Below are 21,243 nucleotides of genomic sequence, written 5' to 3'. Positions count from 1 at the left end.
GGCGGCAGCCTGGCGGAGTAAGCGGCGCATGTCGCGAAGCGCGGAATCGATGGCCGGGCTGCTCGGCGCCGGCAAGTTCGCGGAGCTGCGTTCCCGGCTGCTGTTCGTGGTCGGGGCGCTGATCGTTTATCGACTGGGTTGCTACATCCCGGTGCCCGGGGTCAATCCCGAGGCGATGCTGCAGTTGATGGATACACAGAAGGGCACCATCGTGGACATGTTCAACATGTTCTCCGGCGGTGCGCTTGCGCGTTTCAGCCTGTTCGCGCTGAACGTGATGCCGTACATCTCGGCGTCGATCGTGATGCAGCTGCTGGTGCAGGTCGTCCCCAGCCTGAAGGCGATGCAGAAGGAGGGCGAATCCGGGCGGCGCAAGATCACCCAGTATTCGCGTGTCTCCTCGGTGTTCCTGGCTATCTTCCAGTCGGCCGGTATTGCCATTGCGTTGCAGAACCAAGGTGCGGGCGCCGGCATTTCGGTGGTGTATAACCCGGGCCCCGGCTTCGTGCTGACCGCGATCGTGTCGCTGACCGCGGGCACCGTGTTCCTGATGTGGCTGGGTGAGCAAGTCACCGAACGCGGCATCGGCAACGGCGTGTCGCTGATCATCTTCGCCGGCATCGTGGCGGGCTTGCCGGGCGCAGTGATCAATACCCTGCAGCAGGCCAACAGCGGTGACATGCAGTGGATCACGGTGTTCTTCATCCTGGCGATCGTGCTGGCCGTCACCTGGTTCGTGGTGTTCATGGAAAGCGGGCAACGCCGAATCACCGTGAACTATGCCCGCCGCCAAGGTGGCCGCGGCGGTTACCAGAACCAGAGTTCGTTCCTGCCGCTCAAGCTCAACATGTCGGGCGTGATCCCGCCGATCTTTGCGTCGTCGATCATCATGTTCCCGGCCACCGCCTCGACTTGGTTCGGGAAATCCGGCAGCCAGTACACGGTCTGGCTGCAGAAAGTCAGCCAGATGCTGTCCCCCGGCGAGCCGCTGTACATGATTCTCTTGGCCGGGCTGATCATCGGATTCGCATTCTTCTACACCGCGCTGGTGTTCAACTCGCAGGAAACCGCCGACAACCTGAAGAAGTCGGGGGCGCTGATCCCGGGCATCCGTCCAGGCAAGGCCACCGGCGAATACATCGATGGCGTGTTGACGCGACTGACTGCGGCGGGTGCCCTGTACCTGGTGCTGGTCTGCCTGCTGCCGGAGTACATGCGCACGGGCCTCGGCGCTTCGTTCTACTTCGGTGGCACCTCGCTGCTGATCGTGGTGGTGGTGGTGATGGACTTCATCGCCCAGGTGCAGGCGCACTTGATGTCCCACCAGTACGAAAGCCTGTTGAAGAAGGCGAATTTGAAGGGCGGTTCGCGCCCGCGCTGATTGGCGCGATGCGATCCACCGGCTTCCCTGCTCGGGAAGCCTTGTGACAACCGCTGGTTCGGCATTCGCGCGAACCAGCAAATGGGCGACTTGCGCGGCGGTCCCGCGCGTGGGTTGCCCTGGATCGATCCGCGCGCCGGAGAAGCGTGCGGGGCGAGTCCGGGCTTCGGCCCGGGCGGGCATCTGGCCAGGATGGCTGGATGGAGGTCGACTTGGATGCGCGGGCCGCCGTTTGGAGGCGGCTGCGCAAGACCTCCCGCGATCCGGGGCTTTCGCCGGAGCATGGGCACTCTCCCCATGCCGGGTCGTGGCGCTTCGGCGTCATGGCTTCCAGTATGCTCGGGATCCGTATATAATTTCTTGTTCACTGCGTCGGAATTCGCTTTCGTCGCACTATCGTTCATCGGAGATCGCCTCATGGCGCGTATCGCTGGCGTCAACCTGCCTGCCCAGAAGCATGTCTGGGTCGGGCTGCAAAGCATCTACGGCATTGGCCGTACCCGTTCCCGGAAGGTCTGCGAATCCGCCGGCGTCAATGCCGCGACCAAGATCCGCGACCTGTCCGAGCCTGAAGTCGAGCGCCTGCGCGCTGAAGTCGGCAAGTACGTCGTCGAAGGCGACCTGCGCCGCGAGGTTGGCATGGCGATCAAGCGCCTGATGGACCTCGGCAGCTACCGTGGCCTGCGGCACCGTCGCGGCTTGCCGGTGCGTGGTCAGCGGACCCGCACCAATGCGCGTACCCGCAAGGGCCCGCGCAAGGCCATCAAGAAGTAAGGAGTCCAGACCATGGCCAAACCGGCAGCAGCAACTCGTACCAAGAAGAAGGTGCGTCGCGTCGTCACCGACGGCATTGCGCACGTGCACGCGTCGTTCAACAACACCATCATCACCATCACCGATCGCCAGGGCAATGCGCTTTCCTGGGCAACCTCCGGCGGCGCAGGCTTCCGCGGTTCGCGCAAGTCCACGCCGTTTGCCGCGCAGGTGGCCGCCGAGAAGGCGGGCAAGGCGGCGCTGGATTACGGCGTGAAGTCGCTGGAAGTGCGCATCAAGGGCCCGGGTCCGGGTCGTGAGTCCGCCGTCCGCTCGCTGAACAACGTGGGCTACAAGATCACCAACATCATCGACGTGACGCCGATCCCGCACAACGGGTGCCGTCCGCCGAAGAAGCGTCGCGTCTGACGCACGGGAGCACTAGAACATGGCTCGTTATCTCGGTCCCACCTGCAAGCTCGCGCGCCGCGAAGGCGCCGATCTGTCGCTGAAGTCCCCGGCACGTGCGCTCGACTCCAAGTGCAAGCTGGAGCAGAAGCCCGGCCAGCACGGCGCCACCGCGCGTCGTGGCAAACTGTCCGACTACGCCACCCAGTTGCGCGAGAAGCAGAAGGTCAAGCGCACCTATGGCCTGCTGGAGCGCCAGTTCCGCAACTATTACAAGAAGGCCGCGACCCGCAAGGGCAACACCGGCGAAAACCTGCTGCGCCTGCTGGAAACCCGATTGGACAACGTCGTCTACCGGATGGGTTTTGCGGTCACCCGGCCGGCCGCCCGCCAGCTGGTCAGCCACCGTGGCGTGATGGTCAACGGCAAGCCGGTCAACCTGCCGTCCTTCGCGATCCGCGCCGGTGATTCGATTGCGCTGTCGGAAAAGGCCCAGCAGCAGCTCCGCGTCAAGGAGTCGCTGACGGTGTCCGAGCAGATGAACCTGACGCCGTCGTGGATCGAGGTCGATGCCGGCAAGTTCAGCGGCGTGTTCAAGGCCGTTCCGGATCGCGCCGATCTGCCCAGCGACATCAACGAAGCGCTGATCGTCGAGCTCTACTCGAAGTAAGCCATTGTCATCGGCCCGCGTTCGCGCGGGCCAGCAGGAGACTCAACGAATGACGGCTACCGCCACCCAAGTCATGCGCCCGCGCGGGCCGCAGATCGAGCGTATCAACGACACCCGCGCCAAGGTCGTGATCGAGCCGCTGGAACGCGGCTATGGACACACCCTCGGCAACGCGCTGCGGCGCGTGCTGCTGTCTTCGATCCCGGGTTTTGCGATCACCGAGGTCGAAATCGACGGCGTGCTTCACGAGTACACCACGGTCGAAGGCCTGCAGGAAGACGTACTCGAGGTGCTGCTCAACCTCAAGGACGTTGCCCTGCGCATGCACAACGGCGACAGCGATGTGCTGGAACTGCGCAAGCAGGGCCCGGGCATCGTCACCGCCGGCGACATCAAGACCAGCCACAACGTCGACGTGCTCAATCCCGGCCATGTCATCGCCAGCCTGACCAAGGACGTGGCGCTGAACATGCGCCTGACCATCAGTCGTGGTTTTGGCTATCAGCCGGCTGTGGCCCGTCGCCGCCCGGACGAAGAGTCCCGCACGATCGGGCGCCTGATGCTGGACGCCTCGTTCTCGCCGGTGCGCAAGGTCGCCTACGCGGTGGAAGCCGCGCGCGTCGAACAGCGCACCGACCTCGACAAGCTGGTGCTGGACATCGAGACCGATGGCACGATCGATGCCGAGGAAGCGGTGCGCACCGCCGCCGACATCCTCAGCGACCAGCTCTCGGTGTTCGGTGATTTCACCAGCCGTGAGCGCGGCGCCGCCAAGCCGGCGCACACCAGCGTTGATCCTGTGCTGCTGCGCCCGATCGACGACCTGGAGCTGACCGTGCGTTCGGCCAACTGCCTCAAGGCCGAGAGCATCTACTTCATCGGCGATCTGATCCAGAAGACCGAAGTCGAACTGCTCAAGACCCCGAACCTCGGCAAGAAGTCGCTCACCGAGATCAAGGAAGTGCTGGCGCAGCGTGGTTTGTCGCTGGGCATGAAGCTGGAGAACTGGCCGCCGGCCGGCGTCGCCGCCCACGGCATGCTGGGTTGATCCACGTGGGGCGGGTTTCGACCCGCCCGCGGTTCCATGAGTTTGGCGGGCAATCGCCTGTCAAATGACCACAGTGGCGGGTCAAGACCCGCCCTGAGGTTTGGTTTGGCGAATCATCAGTTGCCAAGCTTTTCGCCGACGAGCCTCAGGCTCGCGGCATGACCGGCAAGGGATGCCGGCACGGGCCACCCGCAGTCCACCCGCTCGCGACCTGCGAGCAAACGCCAGGATGGCGACAGCGAAGTCCAATCGTTCCACCATTCAAACGGAGTCACTCCCATGCGCCACCAGAAATCCGGCCGCAAGTTCAACCGCACCAGCGCCCATCGCCAGGTGATGTTCACGAACATGGCGGCGTCGCTGATCAAGCACGAAATCATCCGCACCACCCTGCCCAAGGCCAAGGAGCTGCGCCGCGTCGCCGAGCCGCTGATCACCCTGGCCAAGACCGATGGCGTGGCCAATCGCCGTCTGGCGTTCTCGCGCCTGCGCGACAAAGAGGCGGTGGGCACCCTGTTCACCGTGCTCGGCCCGCGCTATGCGCAGCGTCCTGGCGGCTACCTGCGCATCCTCAAGTGCGGCTTCCGCGCCGGTGACAATGCGCCAATGGCGTATGTCGAACTGGTGGATCGCCCGCAGCAGGCTGCCGACTGATCCATCCGGTCGCCAGCGCAGGAATCAGGAAAACCCCGGTCATGCCGGGGTTTTTCGTTTTGCGCGGAATGCCGGATAATCGAAGGGAACCACTGAAGATGACGGCATGAATCCATTTCGTTGGTCGTTTCGCGCGCAGTTCCTGACCGGCTTTCTCGCCTGTGCCGGCTTGCTGGGCTACGCCCTGTACGTGCAGTTCCAGCTCGGCATCGAACCGTGCCCGTTCTGCATCTTCCAGCGCCTGTGTTTCGCCGCGCTTGGCCTGATGTTCCTGTTCGGTGGCCTGCATGCGCCGAAGGCTGCGGCCGGACGTCGTGCCTGGGGTGTGCTGGCCTTCCTCCCTGCCGTTGCCGGGATGGCGTACGCCGGGCGGCACAGTTGGGTGCAGATGTATCCGCCGGGGATGCCGACCTGCGGGCCTGGGCTCAACTACATCGTCGAGCAGTATTCCTGGCTGGGCGCGGCGCGCAAGGTGCTGCAAGCCACCGGTGACTGCGCCAACATCGACTGGGCCTTCCTCGGCCTGTCGATGCCGATGTGGACCTTCCTGTGGTTCGTCGGGCTGGGATTGGGCGCCCTGTATGCCGGATTCAAAGGTCGTAATTCCCGCAAATTGCTGGGTTGAGGCTTGCGCAACAGGTCGCCTGTCGTGGATGATGCAATGCAGCATCCGAAGCCGCCGATCCCGCCATGTCCAGCGTCCGCCTTCAGTCGATCCCAACCACAGATCCTTGGTCACCCGACAGTTGGCGTGCACGGGTGGCGCAACAACAGCCGATCTACACGGATGCCTCGGACCTGGAGACCTGCTGCGACGAGTTGAAGCAACTGCCGCCGCTGGTCACTTCGCGGGAAATCCTCAGTCTCAAGCAGCAGATTGCGGATGCGCAGGAAGGCAAGGCCTTCCTGTTGCAAGGCGGCGATTGCGCCGAGAATTTTTCAGAATGCTGTTCGGACACGATCACCAACCGACTCAAGGTGCTGTTGCAGATGAGCCTGGTGCTGGTGCACGGGCTGAAGCTCCCGGTCGTGCGGGTGGGGCGCTTTGCCGGGCAATACGCCAAGCCGCGCTCGGCAGACACGGAGACGCGTGATGGCGTGACCTTGCCGAGCTACCGTGGGGACATCGTCAATGGGCCCGACTTCACCGAATCGGCGCGCCGCCCCGATCCGCGCCGGATGATCAAGGCGCATGCGCGCAGCGCGATGACGATGAACTTCGTACGCTCGCTGATCGACGGTGGTTTCGCGGACCTGCACCATCCGGAATTCTGGGGGTTGGGCTGGGTGGACCAGTCACCGAATGCGGCCGAATACCAGAGGATGGTCACGGCGATCGGCGATGCGGTCCGGTTCACCGAGATCCTGGTTGGACGGCGGATGCAGAGCCTGTCACGGGTGGCGTTCTACACTTCGCATGAGGCCCTGCTGCTGCCCTACGAGGAGGCACAGACCCGCCAAGTGCCACGCGCCGACGGGTGGTTCAATCTGAGCACCCATTTCCCGTGGATCGGCATGCGCACTGCGGCGCTGGATGGGGCGCACGTCGAGTATTTCCGCGGGATCGCCAATCCGATTGCGGTGAAGGTTGGTTCCTCGGTGACCCCGGATGCCTTGCTGCGTCTGATCGATGCACTCAACCCGGATGACGAGCCGGGGCGCCTGGCGTTGATCCATCGCATGGGCGCGGGGCAGATTTCCGAGAAGTTGCCGCCACTACTGGATGCCGTGCGTCGCGAGGGGCGGCGGGTGCTTTGGGTGTGCGATCCGATGCACGGCAACACCGAGTCCACCAGCAATGGCTTCAAGACCCGTCGGTTCAGGAACATCCGGGCGGAGATCGAGCAGGCGTTCGACCTGCACGCGGCGGCGGGCACCCGGCTGGGTGGCGTGCATCTGGAATTGACCGGCGAGAACGTCACCGAATGCCTTGGCGGTGCGCGCCAACTCACCGAGGAAGACCTGCACCGCGATTACCGCAGCACCGTGGATCCACGGCTGAACTACGAGCAGTCGCTGGAAATCGCCATGCTGATCGTAGGCAAGCGGGGCGTGGTCGACGCGTGAGCCGACGTGGCATCCGCCGAGCGAAATTCCTGCTCGGCGCGTGGATTCATGATGCGCCAGGGAACCTCCGGCCAACTCGGAGGTTTTCGCCAGCCGTGGATGGTTGGCAGGCACCAAAGATGCAAGTGATTGATGCGTGTGAGCCGAGCCCGGGCCTGCACCGGACGCAGCGTGTGCTGACACGTCTAGGAGGGGCTGGTACAACATTGCCTTGGCGCATTGGCGTCTTAGCGCATTGGCGCATTACCACGCCTGCGCCAGTTCGGATCACTCGGGGGCGGTGACAGCCACCGTCCGAAGGAACCGCGGCGGTTGCCGTGCGCGGGTGACTTGCTCGAAGGCATAACCCAACTCGATCAGGCGTGGTTCGCTCCAGGCCGGTCCGAGGAACACAAGGCCGACCGGCAGGCCGTGGATCATGCCCATCGGCACGGTCAAGCTCGGATAGCGGGCAGCGGCGGCAGGACCGTAGCCGGCGCCGATGAAATGGTCGCCGTCGACTGGGTCGGTCACCCACGCCGGTGACATGGCCGGTGCGATCAATGCATCCAACTGTTGCGACCGCAAGGCTGCGTCGATGCCTTGGGGCCCCGCCAGACGACGGACCCGGTCGCGCGCGGCAAGGTAGGCCGGCTCGGTCAGTGGCCCCATGGCATTGGCCATCACGAAGGTCTCCTGCCCGAAGCTCGGCATTTCCTGCGCCGCGTTGGCATCGTTGAATGCGATCAAGTCGGCCAGCGATTTATGCGTCGCTCCTGCGGTGGCAAGGTATCGATTCAGGCCGTCCTTGAACTCGTACAGCAGGACCCGGTACTCGTCGTCATCCCATTGTCCAAGCGTCGGGATCTCGACGTCGACCACGGTGGCGCCTTCACGCTTCAGTGCCGTGATGGCGCGCTCCATGGCGGCATCGGTGTCTGGGTGGTAGCCCATCAGCTTGCGCACGACCCCGATCCGTGCCCCGCGCAGGGCATCGGGCTTGAGATGGGCGGTGTAATCGATCGGCGTGGCGTCGGCGCGCTCCGAAGCGGCCGGATCGCTGGCATCCGGGGCGGCGATCACGGTCAGCAAGGCTGCGGCATCGGCCACGCTGCGCGTCATTGGGCCAGCGGTGTCCTGCGAGATCGAGATCGGGATGATCCCGCTGCGGCTGACCAGGCCTACGGTCGGCTTGATTCCGACCAGGCCGGCGACCGCCGATGGGCAGATGATGCTGCCGTCTGTCTCGGTGCCGATGCCAAGGGTGGCGAGGTTGGCGGCAATCGCCGTGCCGGTTCCTGAACTCGATCCGCAGGGATTGCGATCGAGTGCGTATGGGCTTCGGGTCTGGCCGCCGCGTCCACTCCATCCGGAGGTTGCCCGGCTGGAGCGGAAATTGGCCCACTCCGACAGGTTGGTCTTGCCGAGGATCACCGCACCTGCAGCGCGCAGTCTTGCAACGAGGAACGCATCCACCGCGGGGCGGTTGTCGGCAAGCGCCAACGAACCTGCGGAATTGACCATCGGCGTGGCGTCGATGTTGTCCTTGAGCAGCACCGGGATGCCGTGCAGCGGTCCACGGACCTTGCCCGCCTTGCGCTCGGCGTCGAGCGCGTCGGCGTCCTTGAGCGCGTCAGGATTGAGTTCGATCACCGCATTGAGTGCAGGGCCCGCGTTGTCGACCGCCTTGATCCGATCGAGGTAGGCCTGCACCAAGGCATGGCTGGTGAGCGCCCCGGATTGCATCTTCTGTTGCAGTTCGGCAATGGTCGCTTCTTCGAACGCAAACGCGGGCGGGGATTCCCCTCTCCGTGCCGCGGCAGGCGGTGCCGGAGTCGTCGATGTCGCTGGCGGAGCAGGCTGCTGGCAAGCGGCAAGCAGGGCCAGGCCGAGGGCGAGGACGAGGGCGAGCGGCAGGCGTCGCATGGTGGGATTCCGCAGTGTGGGGGCGCACAAGCATCCCGTGTTTGCAGTTGGGCCGCAAATGAGGAATCAACGTCGCCGCATGAGCAGATCGCGCGCGAGCACCCACAGCACGATCAGGTTGATCGCAACCACGCACCAAGCCAGCCAGCCCGGATGGCGGACGAGTGCGTAGAGGTCAAAGGGCAGGTAGAGCGCGACGGTGACGCAGCCCAACCAGGAGGCCCAGGCCTTGGCATGCCACAAGCCCCAACCTTCGAGGACGTGCATGACGCCGTAGAGTGCGGCGATGGCGGCGGCCAGGTGCACGCCGCCGGGATTGATGGCGGTGACCAGCCACGACATCGCGCCATGGTGGGGATCGAGTTGGAAGCGGAAGATCAGTTCGTGGATCCAGTGCTGCAGGGGTGCTGGCCCGAGGATTTCCAGCCCGCTGGCCGCCAGCAGCGCCAGCAGGCCCTTGCCGATTTCGACCACCGCAATCGCGTGCAGGCCAGGATGGGCGCGCGGGCTTGGGTTGTAGTTGCGCAGTGGAGAACCGGCTGAAATCGAACCGGTTTCCCGTAGCGTGTTGGCTGGCGGCTCAGGCCGCACGCGTCGCCCGCTTGCGGTCGATCTCGGTGCGGAACTTCTTGCGCAGGCGGATCTGCCTGGGTGTCACTTCCACCAACTCGTCGTCGTCGATGAATTCCAGCGCCTGTTCCAGCGAGAACTTGATCGGCGGGATCAGGCCTTCGTCGTCGTCCTTGCCGGCGGCGCGGAAGTTGGTCAGCTGCTTGCCGCGCAGCGCGTTGACGGTGAGGTCGTTGTCCTTGGCATGGATGCCGACGATCTGGCCTTCGTAGATTTCCTCGCCCGGCTCGATGAACAGACGGCCACGCTCCTGCATTGCACCCTGCGCATAGGCGGGCGAACTGCCGGTGCCGTTGGAGATCAGCACGCCGTTCTGGCGCTGGCCGATGCTGCCTTCGCCGCGCGGGCCGTAGTGGTCGAACATGTGGAACATCAGCCCGGTGCCGGCGGTGAGGGTGCGGAATTCGGTCTGGAAACCGATCAGCCCGCGCGCGGGAATGATGTAGTCGAGGCGGACCCGTCCCTTGCCGTCCGGGGCCATGTTCTGCAACTGCGCACGGCGTTCGCCGAGACGCCCCATGACGCCACCCTGGAATTGCTCGTCGAGGTCGACCACCAAGGTCTCGTAGGGCTCGCAGACGGCGCCGTCGATGGTCTTGAGGATGACTTCGGGGCGTGAAACGGCCATCTCGTAACCTTCGCGGCGCATGGTTTCGATCAGGATCGACAGGTGCAGTTCGCCGCGCCCGCTGACCTTGAACTTGTCGGCATCCGCGGTGTCTTCCACCCTCAGGGCGACGTTGTGCTGGGTCTCGCGGGTAAGCCGGTCGCGCAATTGGCGCGAGGTCAGGAACTTGCCGCCGCTGCGGTCCTTGACCCCGGCGAATGGCGAATCGTTGACCTGGAAGCCCATGCTGATGGTCGGCTCGTCCACGGCAAGCACCGGCAGCTGTTCGACGGCGACGGGATCGCACAGGGTGTCGGAGATGCCGATGCCCTCGATGCCGGAGAAGGCGATGATGTCGCCGGCGCTGGCTTCGGCCACCTCGATCCGTTCCAGGCCCATGAAGCCGAGCACCTGCAGCACCTTGGCATTGCGCCTCGAACCGTCGGCGGCAACCACGGTCACCAGCTGGTTGGGCTTGACCTTGCCGCGCTGGATGCGACCGACGCCAATCACGCCGACGTAGTTGTTGTAGTCGAGTGAAGACACCCGCATCTGGAACGGGCCTTCGGGATCCACTGCCGGGGCGGGAACGTGGTCGCAGATGGCTTCGAACAGAGGCGTCATGTCGCCGCTGCGCACGCTGTCGTCGAGTCCGGCATAGCCTTGCAGGCCGCTGGCGTAGATGGTGGTGAAGTCGAGCTGCTCGTTGGTGGCGCCGAGCCGGTCGAACAGGTCGAAGGTCTGGTCCAGCACCCAGTCCGGGCGTGCGCCGGGGCGGTCGACCTTGTTGATGACGACAATTGGCTTGAAGCCCATTGCGAATGCTTTCTGGGTGACGAACCGCGTTTGCGGCATCGGCCCGTCCATCGCATCGACCAGGATCAGCACCGAATCCACCATCGACAGCACGCGCTCGACCTCGCCGCCGAAGTCGGCGTGGCCGGGGGTGTCGACGATGTTGATGCGCCATTGCTCGCCGCTGCGCGGATCGGTCCAGCGGATCGCGGTGTTCTTCGAGAGGATCGTGATCCCGCGTTCCTTTTCGATGTCACCGCTGTCCATCACCCGCTCGGGCGTGGCGGCGCGGGCATCAAGGGTGCCGGACTGCTTGAGCAGCTGGTCGACGAGGGTGGTTTTGCCATGGTCGACGTGGGCGACGATGGCGATGTTGCGAAGGCGTTGGGCGGACATTAGTTCTGGGACCAGAAACGCTGCACGTTCCGCAGGCGCGGGCGCGCAGCGTTGAAAATGAGGGAGCCCGCTATTATATCCGGTCAACGCACCGTTCCGGTGCCTGGAGAATGTTCGATGAGCCTGATTGCCAATTTCGAGACCGATCGCGGAGCCATTCGTGTGGAGCTTGCCGCCGACAAGGCGCCGCTGACGGTGGCCAATTTCGTGAACCTTGCCCAGCATGGGTTCTACGATGGGCTGAATTTCCACCGCGTGATCCCGGACTTCATGATCCAGGGCGGTTGCCCGGAAGGGTCCGGCCGTGGTGGTCCCGGTTACCGTTTCGAGGACGAGACCCGCAATGGCCTGCGCCACGAACGCGGGGTGCTGTCGATGGCCAATGCCGGCCCCAATACCAATGGCAGCCAGTTCTTCATCACCCACGTGCCCTGCGGCCACCTGGATGGCCGGCACACCGTGTTCGGCAAGGTCATCGCGGGCCAGGACGTGGTCGATGCGATCAAGCAGGGCGACAGGATCAAGTCGATCAAGATCGAAGGCGACGCGGCGGCTGTGCTGGCAGCCAAGTCCGATCGGGTTGCCGAGTGGAACAAGCATCTGGCGGCGTGACGTATTTCCTTTTCCCTCCGGGAGAAGGTGGCCCGCAGGGCCGGATGAGGGTCCGCTGGCACCGAATGGCGTTGGCTGGTGGACCCTCACCCCAACCCCTCTCCCGGTGGGAGAGGGGCCGTCACTTCCAGCGCAGTGAATCCAGCATCAGATCGACCTTGGCGGCGTCGCGTGGGTAGTAGTACTCGGCGGGTGCGTAGTACAACGCCAGCGCAAGGCCCTTTTCGTGCTCGAAGGCGGCGGCCATTGCCCTGTATTTCAGGCCGCTTTCACTGTCCAGGGTCATTTCGAAGCGGAATCCCTCGCGATCGCCGAACGTTGCCGGCCGCAGGTTGGCGGTTGTCACGTTGACGGCACCGGCTTCGCGCAGACCGTCGGCGATCAGGTCACGCAGTTCGTCCGGGCGCATGCCGCGGTGATAGAACGCGCCGTCCGGGCGACGCTTGGTCTGGCGCCTGCCGAGGAAGACGAAATCGCGTTCGCGCACGGTCGGGATCAGGTGCAGCGAGTTCAGCAATGGACCGTCGATGGTCCACAACTGTTCGCGCAGGTCGCCCATTCGAGTCCATTCCATCCCGGCGTCGATGCTCAGGTGGCTGCCAGCGGTGGTACGGCCTGCGGTCACCAGCGGTCCACCGCTGGCGCAGGCGGCCAGCATCAGGATCAGCAGGTGGATGGCAAGTCGGCGCAGGAGTGTCATGGGGAGCCTCCGATTTTTTCCAGTTCGCGCCGGATGAAGGCCTGGTCGTCGGCATCCGGGGCATCGCGCAAGTAGCGCCGCAGCGCATCCATTGCCGTGGCAGTGTCGCCTGCATCGCGGCGGGTGAATCCGTATTCGCGCCAAGCTTGGGCCGGGGCGCCGGGCAGGGCGATGGCGCGCGCGTAGAAATCAGCCGCTTTCGCGCGGTCGTCGTTCAGTCCGCGGCGTCGGTACGCTTCGCCGAGAGAGAACGTGAGCAGCCCCTGGTCTTCCGTCGGTGCATCCTCCAGCAACTCACCGATGACCAGGATCGAGCCGGCATAACGGCGCTGCGCCAGTTCCTCCTCAAGGAGCTTCGGAAACAGTGGGTGAACCGCTGCACGGTAGCGCTCGCGCCCGAGGTCGGTGGGGGGGGCGACCATGGCCATGGACGCCGCCTTGATGTCGTTCAGTCGTTCTTGCGATGCCGGGTGAGTCGAGAACAGCGTCAGCGGGCGGTCGTATTTGCGGGTTTGTTCCTCGCGCCACATCCGTGCCCACAGGTCTGCCCCGGCATGTGGTGCCCAACGGTGCGATACCACGCTGGCGAAGCCCAGGCGATCCGCCTCGCGTTCCATGTCGCGTGAATACTTGAACAGCGCCGCGCTACCGGCCAGGGTCCCCAGTTGCGCCACACCCCCTGCGCCTGCACCGTAGGCGACGAGTTGGAACACGCTCATCCACGCGCTGGCGCTCTTGAGCCGTCGCCATTGCTGCAGCGAATGGCGGGCGGTGTAGTGGCCAATTTCATGGCCCAGGACGTAGGCAAGCTCGGCCTCGTTGCGCATCCGCAGCAGAGCGCCTGTCCACAGCACGAGCATGCCGTTCGGCGCCATGCTGGCATTGAACTGCGGCACGTCCACGATGTAGACGCGGATGTTGGCGCACTGGTCCCCGGCCACCTTGCAGGCGACGCCGCGGACGTAGCCATTGAGCGCCGGATCGCGCACCAGCAGCGGTGAGCGCTTGAGCTCGGTTTCCGCCCGTTCCATCGCGTACAACAACTCGGCCTCGTCGCCACTCACCGCGGGCTGGTTGCCTGGCGCAGGCGATGCCGTCGAGGTTTGCTGATGCGTGGCTGGAGGCGCCAAAGGGGCAGCATGGGCGTGCACTGGCGCCACGACCACTGTCGCCAATGCCACCAACAGGACTCTGGAGGCCTTCATGGTTGCGACTCCACTGGCGCCTGGCCGCGCACGCCCTTGAGCAAATGGCTGGTCGTTTCGCGCGCTCCGGCGAGGTTGCGAAGATCCCCGGCCTGGTTCACCAGCAGGTTGTGCCAGACCACCTGTCCGGTGCGCAGATCCACCAGCGAAGCCACGCCAACCTGCATGCCGCCGCCGATGTCGCCGCCGAGCAGGAGCAGTCCGGCGATCCGCATTGCGGTACGACCTCCACTGGCGTAGCTGTCGCGGATATAGGTGAAGAGGGCGTAATCCGCGCCGGTTGCCTCGCGCAGGACGGCGACGCCCGGGCCAAGCGACCAATCGAAGCGACCGTGCTTGTTGCGCAGCGCCCTCGAGTTTGCGGTGCTGCTGTATTGCAGGATGCTCAGCGAGACCGCCTGGCTGAGCAGGGTGATCTGGCGGCGCGGGTCGTCTGGGCCAGCGGCGGCGGGAAGCAGGTAATCGGGACGGGTGCCGATGCCCTGTCTGGCGAGCGCCTCGCGCGCTGCCTGCGGGTACAGCAGGCGTGCTGCCGATGTCCATTCGCGGCGCGGCTCGGCCATGCCACCGGCCATGACTTCGGACAGTTCGATGTCGGGTTCCACTAGGACCACTGTGCCGCGCAGCGCGAGCGGCTGTCCGCTGGCGTCGCGGACTGTGCGAACGCTGGTTGAGGCACAGCCGGAAAGCAGCACCAACGCGGCCAGGAGTAGCGACGCGAAACGCCCGCGGAACCCGTTCCGCGACGGTGGGGAAGACAAGGGAGCGATAGGCGGTTGTGTTAAAATTCCAAAGCTGATTTCCACGTTGTTCCCCCACGTCAAGTGCCGCTTCCGGCGGCCGATTCCAGAGGTTACCTGCATGCCCCAACTTGCACGGCGCATCGGTCGCGCCAAGCCCAGTGCCATCATGGTGATCGCCGACAAGGCCAAGCGCCTGAAGGCGGAGGGCCGCGACATCATCAATTTTTCCATCGGCGTACCCAATTTCCTTCCCGGCGAGCACGTCTATGCTGCCGCACGCGAGGCGATTGCGAAAGACAGCGGCCAGTACGGCAGCAATCGCGGCAGTGATGCGCTGCTGGATGCCCTGCTCGGCCACATTGAAGGACTGGGACTGACCGGCTTCACCCGCGCCAACTGCGCGGTCGGCATCGGTGCCAAGCAGGTGATCTACAACCTCGCCGAGGCCCTGCTGGACGAAGGCGACACCATCGCGTTCCCGGTGCCGTACTGGACAAGCTACCTCGACATCGCGGAAATCGTGAATGCCAAGGTCGACCTGCTGCCATGTCCGGCATCGCAGTACTACAAGCTCACGCCAGACCAGCTCGATGCCGCGCTGGCAAAGAAGCCCAAGGTCTTCCTGTTCAACAATCCGTCCAATCCCACCGGCATGGTCTACACGCGCGAGGAAATCGCAGCGCTGGCCGAGGTGATCGCGCGGCATCCGGACACCTGGATCATCACCGACGACATCTACAACCGGATGCTGTTCGACGGGCTGGAATACGCCAATTTCATCCAGTTCCGCCCCGAGCTGCGCGAACGCACGGTCTTCATCGATTCGCTGTCGAAGACCTATGGCATGCCAGGCTGGCGCGTCGGCTTCATGGTCGGGCCGGAGACGGTGGCGAAGGCGGTGACCACGCTCAATTCAAACCACATCACCAGCCTTCCCGAGATCGCCACCGCTGCCGCCATCGCCGCGCTGGCCGGACCGCAGGACGTGCCGACCCAGAAGTGCGCCGAATTCCAGGCCCGCCGCGACCAGATCGTTGCTGCGCTGACCGCGATCCCCGGAGTGGTCTGCCCGGTGCCGCGGGGTGCGTTCTACGTGTTCCCGGAGATCGCCTGCGCGTTCGGCAAGTCGCACAACGGCGTGAAGATCGAAAACGACGTCGATTTCTGTGGCGCCCTGCTCGAAGCCAAGGGCGTTGCCTGCGTGCCGGGCTCGGCCTTTGGCGAACCGCGCGGGCTGCGGATCAGCTACACCTGTCCGCCGGATCAGCTCGCGCCCGGGCTGGGCCGGATCCAGGAATTCTTCGCCGAATTGGCCTGATTTCATTCCATTGATGCGGCGCATGCGCCGCATCGTCATGTCGAGGAGACACCCCATGAAGCATCCCGTTCGCGTTGCCGTCACCGGCGCTGCCGGCCAAATCGGTTATGCCCTGTTGTTCCGCATCGCCGCCGGCGAAATGCTGGGCAAGGACCAGCCCGTCATCCTGCAGATGCTTGAGCTGCCGCTGGAGAAAGCGCAGGCCGCACTCAAGGGCGTGATGATGGAACTGGAGGATTGTGCCTTCCCGCTGCTGGCCGGCATGGTCGGCACTGATGACGCTGAAGTCGCGTTCAAGGATGCCGATTACGCCTTGCTGGTCGGCGCGCGTCCGCGCGGCCCGGGCATGGAGCGCAAGGACCTGTTGCTGGAGAACGCCAAGATCTTCACAGCCCAGGGCGCGGCGCTGGACAAGGTCGCCAGCCGCAACGTCAAGGTGCTGGTGGTCGGCAATCCGGCCAATACCAATGCCTATATCGCGATGAAGTCCGCACCCAGCCTGCCGGCCAGGAACTTCACCGCGATGCTGCGCCTGGACCACAACCGCGCGCTGTCGCAGCTGGCGATCAAGGCCGGCGTGGCCGTCGCCGACATCGAAAAGATGGCGGTGTGGGGCAACCACAGCCCGACCATGTATCCCGATTACCGCTTCGCCACCGCCAACGGTCAGTCGCTCAAGGACACGATCAACGACGCCGACTGGAATGCCAACACCTTCCTGCCGGTGGTCGGCAAGCGCGGCGCCGCGATCATCGAGGCGCGCGGCCTGTCGTCGGCGGCGTCGGCGGCCAATGCCGCGATCTGCCACATGCGCGACTGGGCACTGGGCACCCATGGCGGCTGGGTGACGATGGGCGTGCCCTCGGACGGCAGCTACGGCATCCCGGAAGGCATCATCTACGGCGTGCCGGTGACCTGCGCGAACGGCGAATACAGCCGCGTCGAAGGCCTGCCGATCGACGACTTCAGCCGCGAGCGCATGAACAAGACCTTGGCGGAACTGGAAGAAGAACGCGCTGGCGTGGCGCACTTGCTGTAAGCCGCCACCACAGTGGATCAGCAAAGGGCTGGCCGGGTGCCGGCCCTTTTGCTTTTTTTCTGATCCAGGCTGCGAGGCGGATGTTACCTTTGTCCGGCCATGAAGCTGCGCCGACTGACCGATCACGTGAAAGCCCAGAACTGGTTCGCGGTGGGGCTCGATTTGGTCATTGTCGTGCTCGGCGTGTTCATCGGCATCCAGGTCGCGAACTGGAACCAGTCGCAGGCGGACAAGCGGCTGGGACGCGCCTATGTCGACCGCCTGCAGGCGGAACTGGCGAACGATCTGGTGCTCCGGCGCAATCTGGTCGCGTATTACGCCGCGGTGCTGGCGAGCATCGATCGCGCCGATGCGCTGCTGGCGGACGCCGATGGCGATCCGCAGGCCACCGTGATCTACGCCTATCGTGCCAGCGAGATCAGCAATGCGCGGCAGATGCGCGCTACCTGGGACGAGATCGTCTCGTCCGGGCATGTCGGCCTGTTGCCGCGTGACCTGCTGGCCAGCGGCATCGCCGCCTACTACGAGAGCGAGAGCGTGCGCGATGCGTTCGAGGACCTGCAGGATTCGCGCTACCGCCTGCATGTGCGCGCGCTGATCCCGCTGACGGCGCAGAAGGCCATCCGTGCCGGCTGCAGCGACGTGCGCGACGCCGCCGAGCAGGTACTCGGCTTCATGGCGGACTGCCGACTGCAGGTGCCGGCGGAAACACTCGCGGCGACGGCGGCGGCGCTGCGGGCCGATCCGCAGCTGAAAGGCGAACTGCACTACCAGTATTCGCAGGTGTTCACCGCCTGGGCCAACATCCGCGGCGACGTGGTGTTCCTGGAACGCGCACTGGCAGCGATCAAGGGTGCCCCGCCTGCGGTGAAACCGGCGCCCTGATCCAGCGCCGCGGCATGGCGGGGGTTCAATGCCGGGGCTGCTGCGCTAAAATGTGCGTTTTCCCGGGGGGCGCATGAGCCAGACCACCTCCTCCGGCGCGCGCTTTCGCGCCGCCCTCGCTGCCGAAACCCCCTTGCAGGTCATGGGTGCGATCACCGCCTACGCCGGGCTGATGGCCAAGCGCGTGGGTTACAAGGCGCTGTACCTGTCTGGCGGTGGCGTTGCCGCCAATTCCCTGGGCATGCCGGATCTTGGCATCAGCACGATGGAAGACGTGCTGACCGATGCGCGCCGGATCGTCGATGCCACCGGCATGCCGCTGCTGGCCGATATCGACACCGGCTGGGGCGGGGCGTTCAACATCGGTCGCACCATCCGCAATTTCGAGCGCATCGGTGTGGCTGCGGTGCACATGGAGGACCAGGTCGGGCAGAAGCGTTGTGGCCATCGTCCGGGCAAGGAAGTGGTGAGCAAGGGCGAGATGGTCGATCGGGTGAAGGCCGCGGTGGATGCACGCAGTGATCGCGACTTCGTGATCATGGCGCGCACCGATGCCGCTGCGGTGGAAGGCATCGATGCGGCGATCGAACGCGCTGTCGCCTATGTCGAGGCGGGTGCCGACATGATCTTCCCGGAGGCGATGCAGTCGCTGGACGATTACCGTCGGTTCAAGGCGGCGGTGCAGGTGCCGATCCTCGCCAACCTCACCGAATTCGGTTCGACCCCGTTCTACACCACCGACGAACTGCGCGATGCGGGCGTGGACATGGCCCTGTATTGCTGCGGTGCCTACCGTGCGATGAACAAGGCGGCGTTGGGCTTCTATGAAACCGTGCGTCGCGAAGGCACCCAGAAGAACACCATCGACACCCTGCAGACGCGGGCCGAGCTGTACGACTTCCTGGGCTATCACGCCTATGAGGACAAGCTCGACGCGCTGTTTGCGCAGAAATAATAACCATGCCCGTCATTCCCGCGAAAGCGGGAATCCAGGCGCGTTTGCTTGCGGCGTAACAATCAAAGGCAACGTCCATGGATTCCCGCTTTCGCGGGAATGACGGCAATAGCAGAATCCAAACAGGAGCAACGCCATGTCGGAAACCGTCACTCCCGGCTTCAAGCCCAAGAAGTCCGTCGCCCTGAGCGGAACCGCCGCCGGCAACACTGAACTGTGCACCGTCGGTCGCAGTGGCAATGACCTGCACTACCGTGGTTACGACATCCTCGACTTCGCCAATACCTGCGAGTTCGAGGAAATCGCGCATCTGCTGGTGCATGGCAAGTTGCCGAATCAGGCTGAACTTCGCGGCTACAAGGCCAAGTTGAAGGCGCTGCGCGGAATTCCGGCGGCAGTCAAGGCCGCGCTCGAAGAGTTGCCGCCATCGGCGCATCCGATGGACGTGATGCGCACTGGCGTCTCGGTGCTCGGCTGCGTCTCGCCGGAGAAGGACGACCACAACCACCCCGGCGCGCGCGACATTGCCGACAAGCTGATGGCTTCGCTGGGTTCGATGCTGCTGTATTGGTATCACTACAGCCACAATGGCCGGGTCATCGACGTGGAAACCGACGACGACAGCATCGGTGGCCACTTCCTGCATCTGCTGCACGGCGAGCCGCCGCCGCAGTCGTGGGTGCGGGCGATGCACACCTCGCTCATTCTCTACGCCGAACACGAGTTCAATGCCTCGACCTTCACCTGTCGTGTCATCGCCGGCACCGGCAGCGACATGCATTCCTGCATCACCGGCGGGATCGGCGCGCTGCGCGGGCCCAAGCACGGCGGTGCCAACGAGGTCGCGTTCGAAATCCAGAAGCGCTATGACAATCCCGACGAGGCCGAGGCCGACATCAAGGCGCGGGTCGAGCGCAAGGAAGTGGTGATTGGTTTCGGCCACCCGGTCTACACCGTGTCCGATCCGCGCAACAAGGTGATCAAGGAGGTCGCGCGGCAGCTCTCGGCCGAGCAGGACAACATGAAGATGTACGCCATTGCCGAGCGCCTGGAATCGGTGATGTGGGACATCAAGAAGATGTTCCCGAACCTCGACTGGTTCAGCGCCGTCAGCTACCACATGATGGGCGTGCCGACCGCGATGTTCACCCCGCTGTTCGTGATCGCCCGCACCAGCGGCTGGAGCGCGCACGTGATCGAACAACGCATCGACGGCAAGATCATTCGACCCAGCGCGAATTACACGGGCCCCGAGGATCGCAGGTTCGTGCCGATCGACCAGCGTTGATGCCGATGGGTGGTGCAGCAGGCAGCTTCGCCGTCATCGCCGGAACCTTGCTGGCGACCGGGCTCTGCGTGATGTTGCACTACGAGGGCCTGTACCGGATGTGGCGCTATGCCCACGGCCACACCACCCACGGCCGACGTCAGCCGGTGCAAGTGCTGATGGCGATCTTCGGTGTCATGGTCTTGCACATGCTCCAGATCGTCATATTCGGCACGGTCTGGTGGGGCCTGCTGCAATTTCCGGGGACCGGATCAGTCGCGGGCATCGTCCACCTCAAGTGGCACGGAGCGTTGTTCCTGTCGAGCCTGTCGTACACCTCGCTGGGCTTCGATACGCTGGTTCCAATGGGCGCAGTACGCATTCTCGCCAGCGTGGAAGCACTGACCGGATTGGTGCTTGTGGCGTGGTCCGCTTCGTTCGCGTTCCTGCTGATGCAGCGCCACTGGCGCACGGAGTGAGCAGAAAGACAAAGGCCGCGGGGCACGCGGCCTTTCCCGGGCTGGTGCGCTGGGGCCGGTCTCAGATCAATCCTTCTGCCCGTTGCGCCGCCTGCACGCCGGCATCGGCGGCCATGTGGGCATCGAAGCGGGCGAGGTTGTCGAGCCCCGAAAGGTCGACACCCACCTTCTTCGCCCACTGGGTCACGACGAACCAATACGGGTCGGCGATCGAGCGCGAGCCGGTGACCCAGTCCTTGTCGGCCAGCTGTGCATCAACACGTTCGAAATAGGTCCGCAACTGCTTGCGTGCGTTGTCGTGGCTCTTGGCGATCGCGCCTTCATCCTCCAGGTAAGCCGTGGCCCCGAACAGCGGCTTGAAGGCGGGGTGCACGTCGGCGTTGACGGTGGCGAGCCAGCGGTTGACCTCGGCGCGGCTTTCGGGACTGCCGTCACCGCACAGGCCGGCTTCGGGGAAGCGGTCGGTCAGGTAATGCAGGATTGCCGAGTTCTGGGTCAGCGTCCAATCACCGACCTGCAGAGCCGGCACCGCGCCGGCAGGGTTGATGGCGCGGTATTCGGGGCTTGCGCGCTGCTCGCGAGTGACGATCTGCGCTTCAAACGGCGCGCCGATCCATTGCAGGACGATGTGGTCGGCAAGCGAGCAGGCGCCGGGCGAGGTGAACAGCTTCATGGAGAGCCTCCTTTGGACAGGCAGGCACTATCCGTCATCGCGGGTGAAGAGGG

Annotated in this window: 22 protein-coding genes; 15 read left to right on the top strand and 7 right to left on the bottom strand. The window is 64.7% G+C overall.

The window, feature by feature from the left end:
* Window positions 1-28: 28 nt before the first annotated feature.
* The 8 genes from secY (at window position 29) to IT472_RS10065 (ending at window position 6,981) form a co-directional block, all read left to right on the top strand.
* Window positions 29-1,381, top strand: a complete 1,353-nt coding sequence (gene secY, locus IT472_RS10100; protein WP_297181366.1) for a preprotein translocase subunit SecY — start codon at window positions 29-31, stop codon at window positions 1,379-1,381.
* Window positions 1,382-1,798: 417 nt separating this feature from the next.
* Window positions 1,799-2,155, top strand: a complete 357-nt coding sequence (rpsM, locus tag IT472_RS10095) for a 30S ribosomal protein S13 (RefSeq protein WP_297181365.1) — start codon at window positions 1,799-1,801, stop codon at window positions 2,153-2,155.
* Window positions 2,156-2,167: 12 nt separating this feature from the next.
* Window positions 2,168-2,563, top strand: coding sequence for a 30S ribosomal protein S11 (rpsK, locus tag IT472_RS10090; protein WP_297181364.1), 396 nt, complete (start codon window positions 2,168-2,170; stop codon window positions 2,561-2,563).
* 19 nt (window positions 2,564-2,582) lie between these two features.
* Entirely contained in the window at window positions 2,583-3,212 is a 630-nt protein-coding gene (gene rpsD / locus IT472_RS10085) for a 30S ribosomal protein S4 (RefSeq protein WP_297181363.1), read from the top strand.
* A gap of 49 nt (window positions 3,213-3,261) precedes the next feature.
* Entirely contained in the window at window positions 3,262-4,260 is a 999-nt protein-coding gene (gene rpoA, locus IT472_RS10080; RefSeq protein ID WP_297181362.1) for a DNA-directed RNA polymerase subunit alpha, read from the top strand.
* 279 nt (window positions 4,261-4,539) lie between these two features.
* Window positions 4,540-4,914 (top strand): 50S ribosomal protein L17, encoded by a 375-nt coding sequence (gene rplQ / locus IT472_RS10075; RefSeq protein ID WP_297181361.1) that lies wholly within the window; start codon window positions 4,540-4,542, stop codon window positions 4,912-4,914.
* Between the two features lie 106 nt (window positions 4,915-5,020).
* Window positions 5,021-5,539, top strand: a complete 519-nt coding sequence (locus tag IT472_RS10070; protein WP_297181360.1) for a disulfide bond formation protein B — start codon at window positions 5,021-5,023, stop codon at window positions 5,537-5,539.
* Window positions 5,540-5,604: 65 nt separating this feature from the next.
* The gene (locus IT472_RS10065; RefSeq protein WP_297181359.1) at window positions 5,605-6,981 is read left to right on the top strand and encodes a 3-deoxy-7-phosphoheptulonate synthase class II; all 1,377 of its coding nucleotides are present in this window, start codon (window positions 5,605-5,607) and stop codon (window positions 6,979-6,981) included.
* A 267-nt stretch (window positions 6,982-7,248) separates the two neighbouring features.
* Here IT472_RS10065 and IT472_RS10060 read toward each other — a convergent pair whose 3' ends face one another.
* The 3 genes from IT472_RS10060 to typA all read right to left on the bottom strand — a co-directional run bounded on the left by IT472_RS10060 (window position 7,249) and on the right by typA (window position 11,314).
* Window positions 7,249-8,886 carry an amidase gene (locus tag IT472_RS10060; protein WP_297181358.1) on the bottom strand — a complete coding sequence of 546 codons (1,638 nt, stop codon included), beginning with the start codon at window positions 8,884-8,886 and terminating at the stop codon, window positions 7,249-7,251.
* 66 nt (window positions 8,887-8,952) lie between these two features.
* The gene (locus IT472_RS10055) at window positions 8,953-9,414 is read right to left on the bottom strand and encodes a DUF2127 domain-containing protein (protein ID WP_297181368.1); all 462 of its coding nucleotides are present in this window, start codon (window positions 9,412-9,414) and stop codon (window positions 8,953-8,955) included.
* Window positions 9,415-9,466: 52 nt separating this feature from the next.
* Window positions 9,467-11,314: a translational GTPase TypA gene (gene typA / locus IT472_RS10050; protein ID WP_297181357.1), complete on the bottom strand. Its 1,848-nt coding sequence runs from the start codon at window positions 11,312-11,314 to the stop codon at window positions 9,467-9,469.
* A 117-nt stretch (window positions 11,315-11,431) separates the two neighbouring features.
* Between typA and IT472_RS10045 the strand changes: the two genes are divergently transcribed.
* Window positions 11,432-11,926: a peptidylprolyl isomerase gene (locus IT472_RS10045; protein WP_297181356.1), complete on the top strand. Its 495-nt coding sequence runs from the start codon at window positions 11,432-11,434 to the stop codon at window positions 11,924-11,926.
* Window positions 11,927-12,047: 121 nt separating this feature from the next.
* On the opposite strand, the gene IT472_RS10040 is transcribed toward IT472_RS10045, so the two are convergent.
* Genes IT472_RS10040 through IT472_RS10030 form a run of 3 tightly spaced genes read right to left on the bottom strand, consistent with a single transcriptional unit; the run spans window position 12,048 to window position 14,436 of the window.
* Complete coding sequence (locus IT472_RS10040; RefSeq protein WP_297181355.1) at window positions 12,048-12,626, bottom strand: hypothetical protein; 579 nt, start codon at window positions 12,624-12,626, stop codon at window positions 12,048-12,050.
* Window positions 12,623-13,831 carry a M48 family metallopeptidase gene (locus tag IT472_RS10035; RefSeq protein ID WP_297181354.1) on the bottom strand — a complete coding sequence of 403 codons (1,209 nt, stop codon included), beginning with the start codon at window positions 13,829-13,831 and terminating at the stop codon, window positions 12,623-12,625. Before IT472_RS10035 ends, IT472_RS10040 begins: the two co-directional genes overlap by 4 nt.
* Complete coding sequence (locus IT472_RS10030; protein WP_297181353.1) at window positions 13,828-14,436, bottom strand: hypothetical protein; 609 nt, start codon at window positions 14,434-14,436, stop codon at window positions 13,828-13,830. Before IT472_RS10030 ends, IT472_RS10035 begins: the two co-directional genes overlap by 4 nt.
* Window positions 14,437-14,692: 256 nt before the next feature.
* Between IT472_RS10030 and IT472_RS10025 the strand changes: the two genes are divergently transcribed.
* The 6 genes from IT472_RS10025 to IT472_RS10000 all read left to right on the top strand — a co-directional run bounded on the left by IT472_RS10025 (window position 14,693) and on the right by IT472_RS10000 (window position 20,517).
* On the top strand, window positions 14,693-15,892 hold the full coding sequence (locus IT472_RS10025; protein WP_297181352.1) for an aminotransferase class I/II-fold pyridoxal phosphate-dependent enzyme: 1,200 nt from the start codon (window positions 14,693-14,695) through the stop codon (window positions 15,890-15,892).
* A gap of 55 nt (window positions 15,893-15,947) precedes the next feature.
* Window positions 15,948-16,931 carry a malate dehydrogenase gene (locus tag IT472_RS10020; protein WP_297181351.1) on the top strand — a complete coding sequence of 328 codons (984 nt, stop codon included), beginning with the start codon at window positions 15,948-15,950 and terminating at the stop codon, window positions 16,929-16,931.
* Between the two features lie 99 nt (window positions 16,932-17,030).
* Complete coding sequence (locus IT472_RS10015; RefSeq protein ID WP_297181350.1) at window positions 17,031-17,816, top strand: DUF6090 family protein; 786 nt, start codon at window positions 17,031-17,033, stop codon at window positions 17,814-17,816.
* Between the two features lie 73 nt (window positions 17,817-17,889).
* Window positions 17,890-18,771 carry a methylisocitrate lyase gene (gene prpB / locus IT472_RS10010; protein ID WP_297181349.1) on the top strand — a complete coding sequence of 294 codons (882 nt, stop codon included), beginning with the start codon at window positions 17,890-17,892 and terminating at the stop codon, window positions 18,769-18,771.
* A gap of 136 nt (window positions 18,772-18,907) precedes the next feature.
* Window positions 18,908-20,059: a 2-methylcitrate synthase gene (gene prpC / locus IT472_RS10005; RefSeq protein WP_297181347.1), complete on the top strand. Its 1,152-nt coding sequence runs from the start codon at window positions 18,908-18,910 to the stop codon at window positions 20,057-20,059.
* Window positions 20,059-20,517 carry a two pore domain potassium channel family protein gene (locus tag IT472_RS10000; protein WP_297181346.1) on the top strand — a complete coding sequence of 153 codons (459 nt, stop codon included), beginning with the start codon at window positions 20,059-20,061 and terminating at the stop codon, window positions 20,515-20,517. The genes prpC and IT472_RS10000 overlap by 1 nt, the downstream gene beginning before the upstream one ends.
* A gap of 61 nt (window positions 20,518-20,578) precedes the next feature.
* Here IT472_RS10000 and IT472_RS09995 read toward each other — a convergent pair whose 3' ends face one another.
* Entirely contained in the window at window positions 20,579-21,190 is a 612-nt protein-coding gene (locus IT472_RS09995; protein WP_297181345.1) for a glutathione S-transferase N-terminal domain-containing protein, read from the bottom strand.
* Window positions 21,191-21,243 lie beyond the last annotated feature (53 nt).

The organism is Thermomonas sp. (assembly GCF_020850895.1).
Taxonomy (GTDB): domain Bacteria; phylum Pseudomonadota; class Gammaproteobacteria; order Xanthomonadales; family Xanthomonadaceae; genus Thermomonas.
The sequence above is the reverse complement of the archived record's forward strand: the minus strand, read 5'-3'. Positions and strand labels throughout refer to the sequence as shown.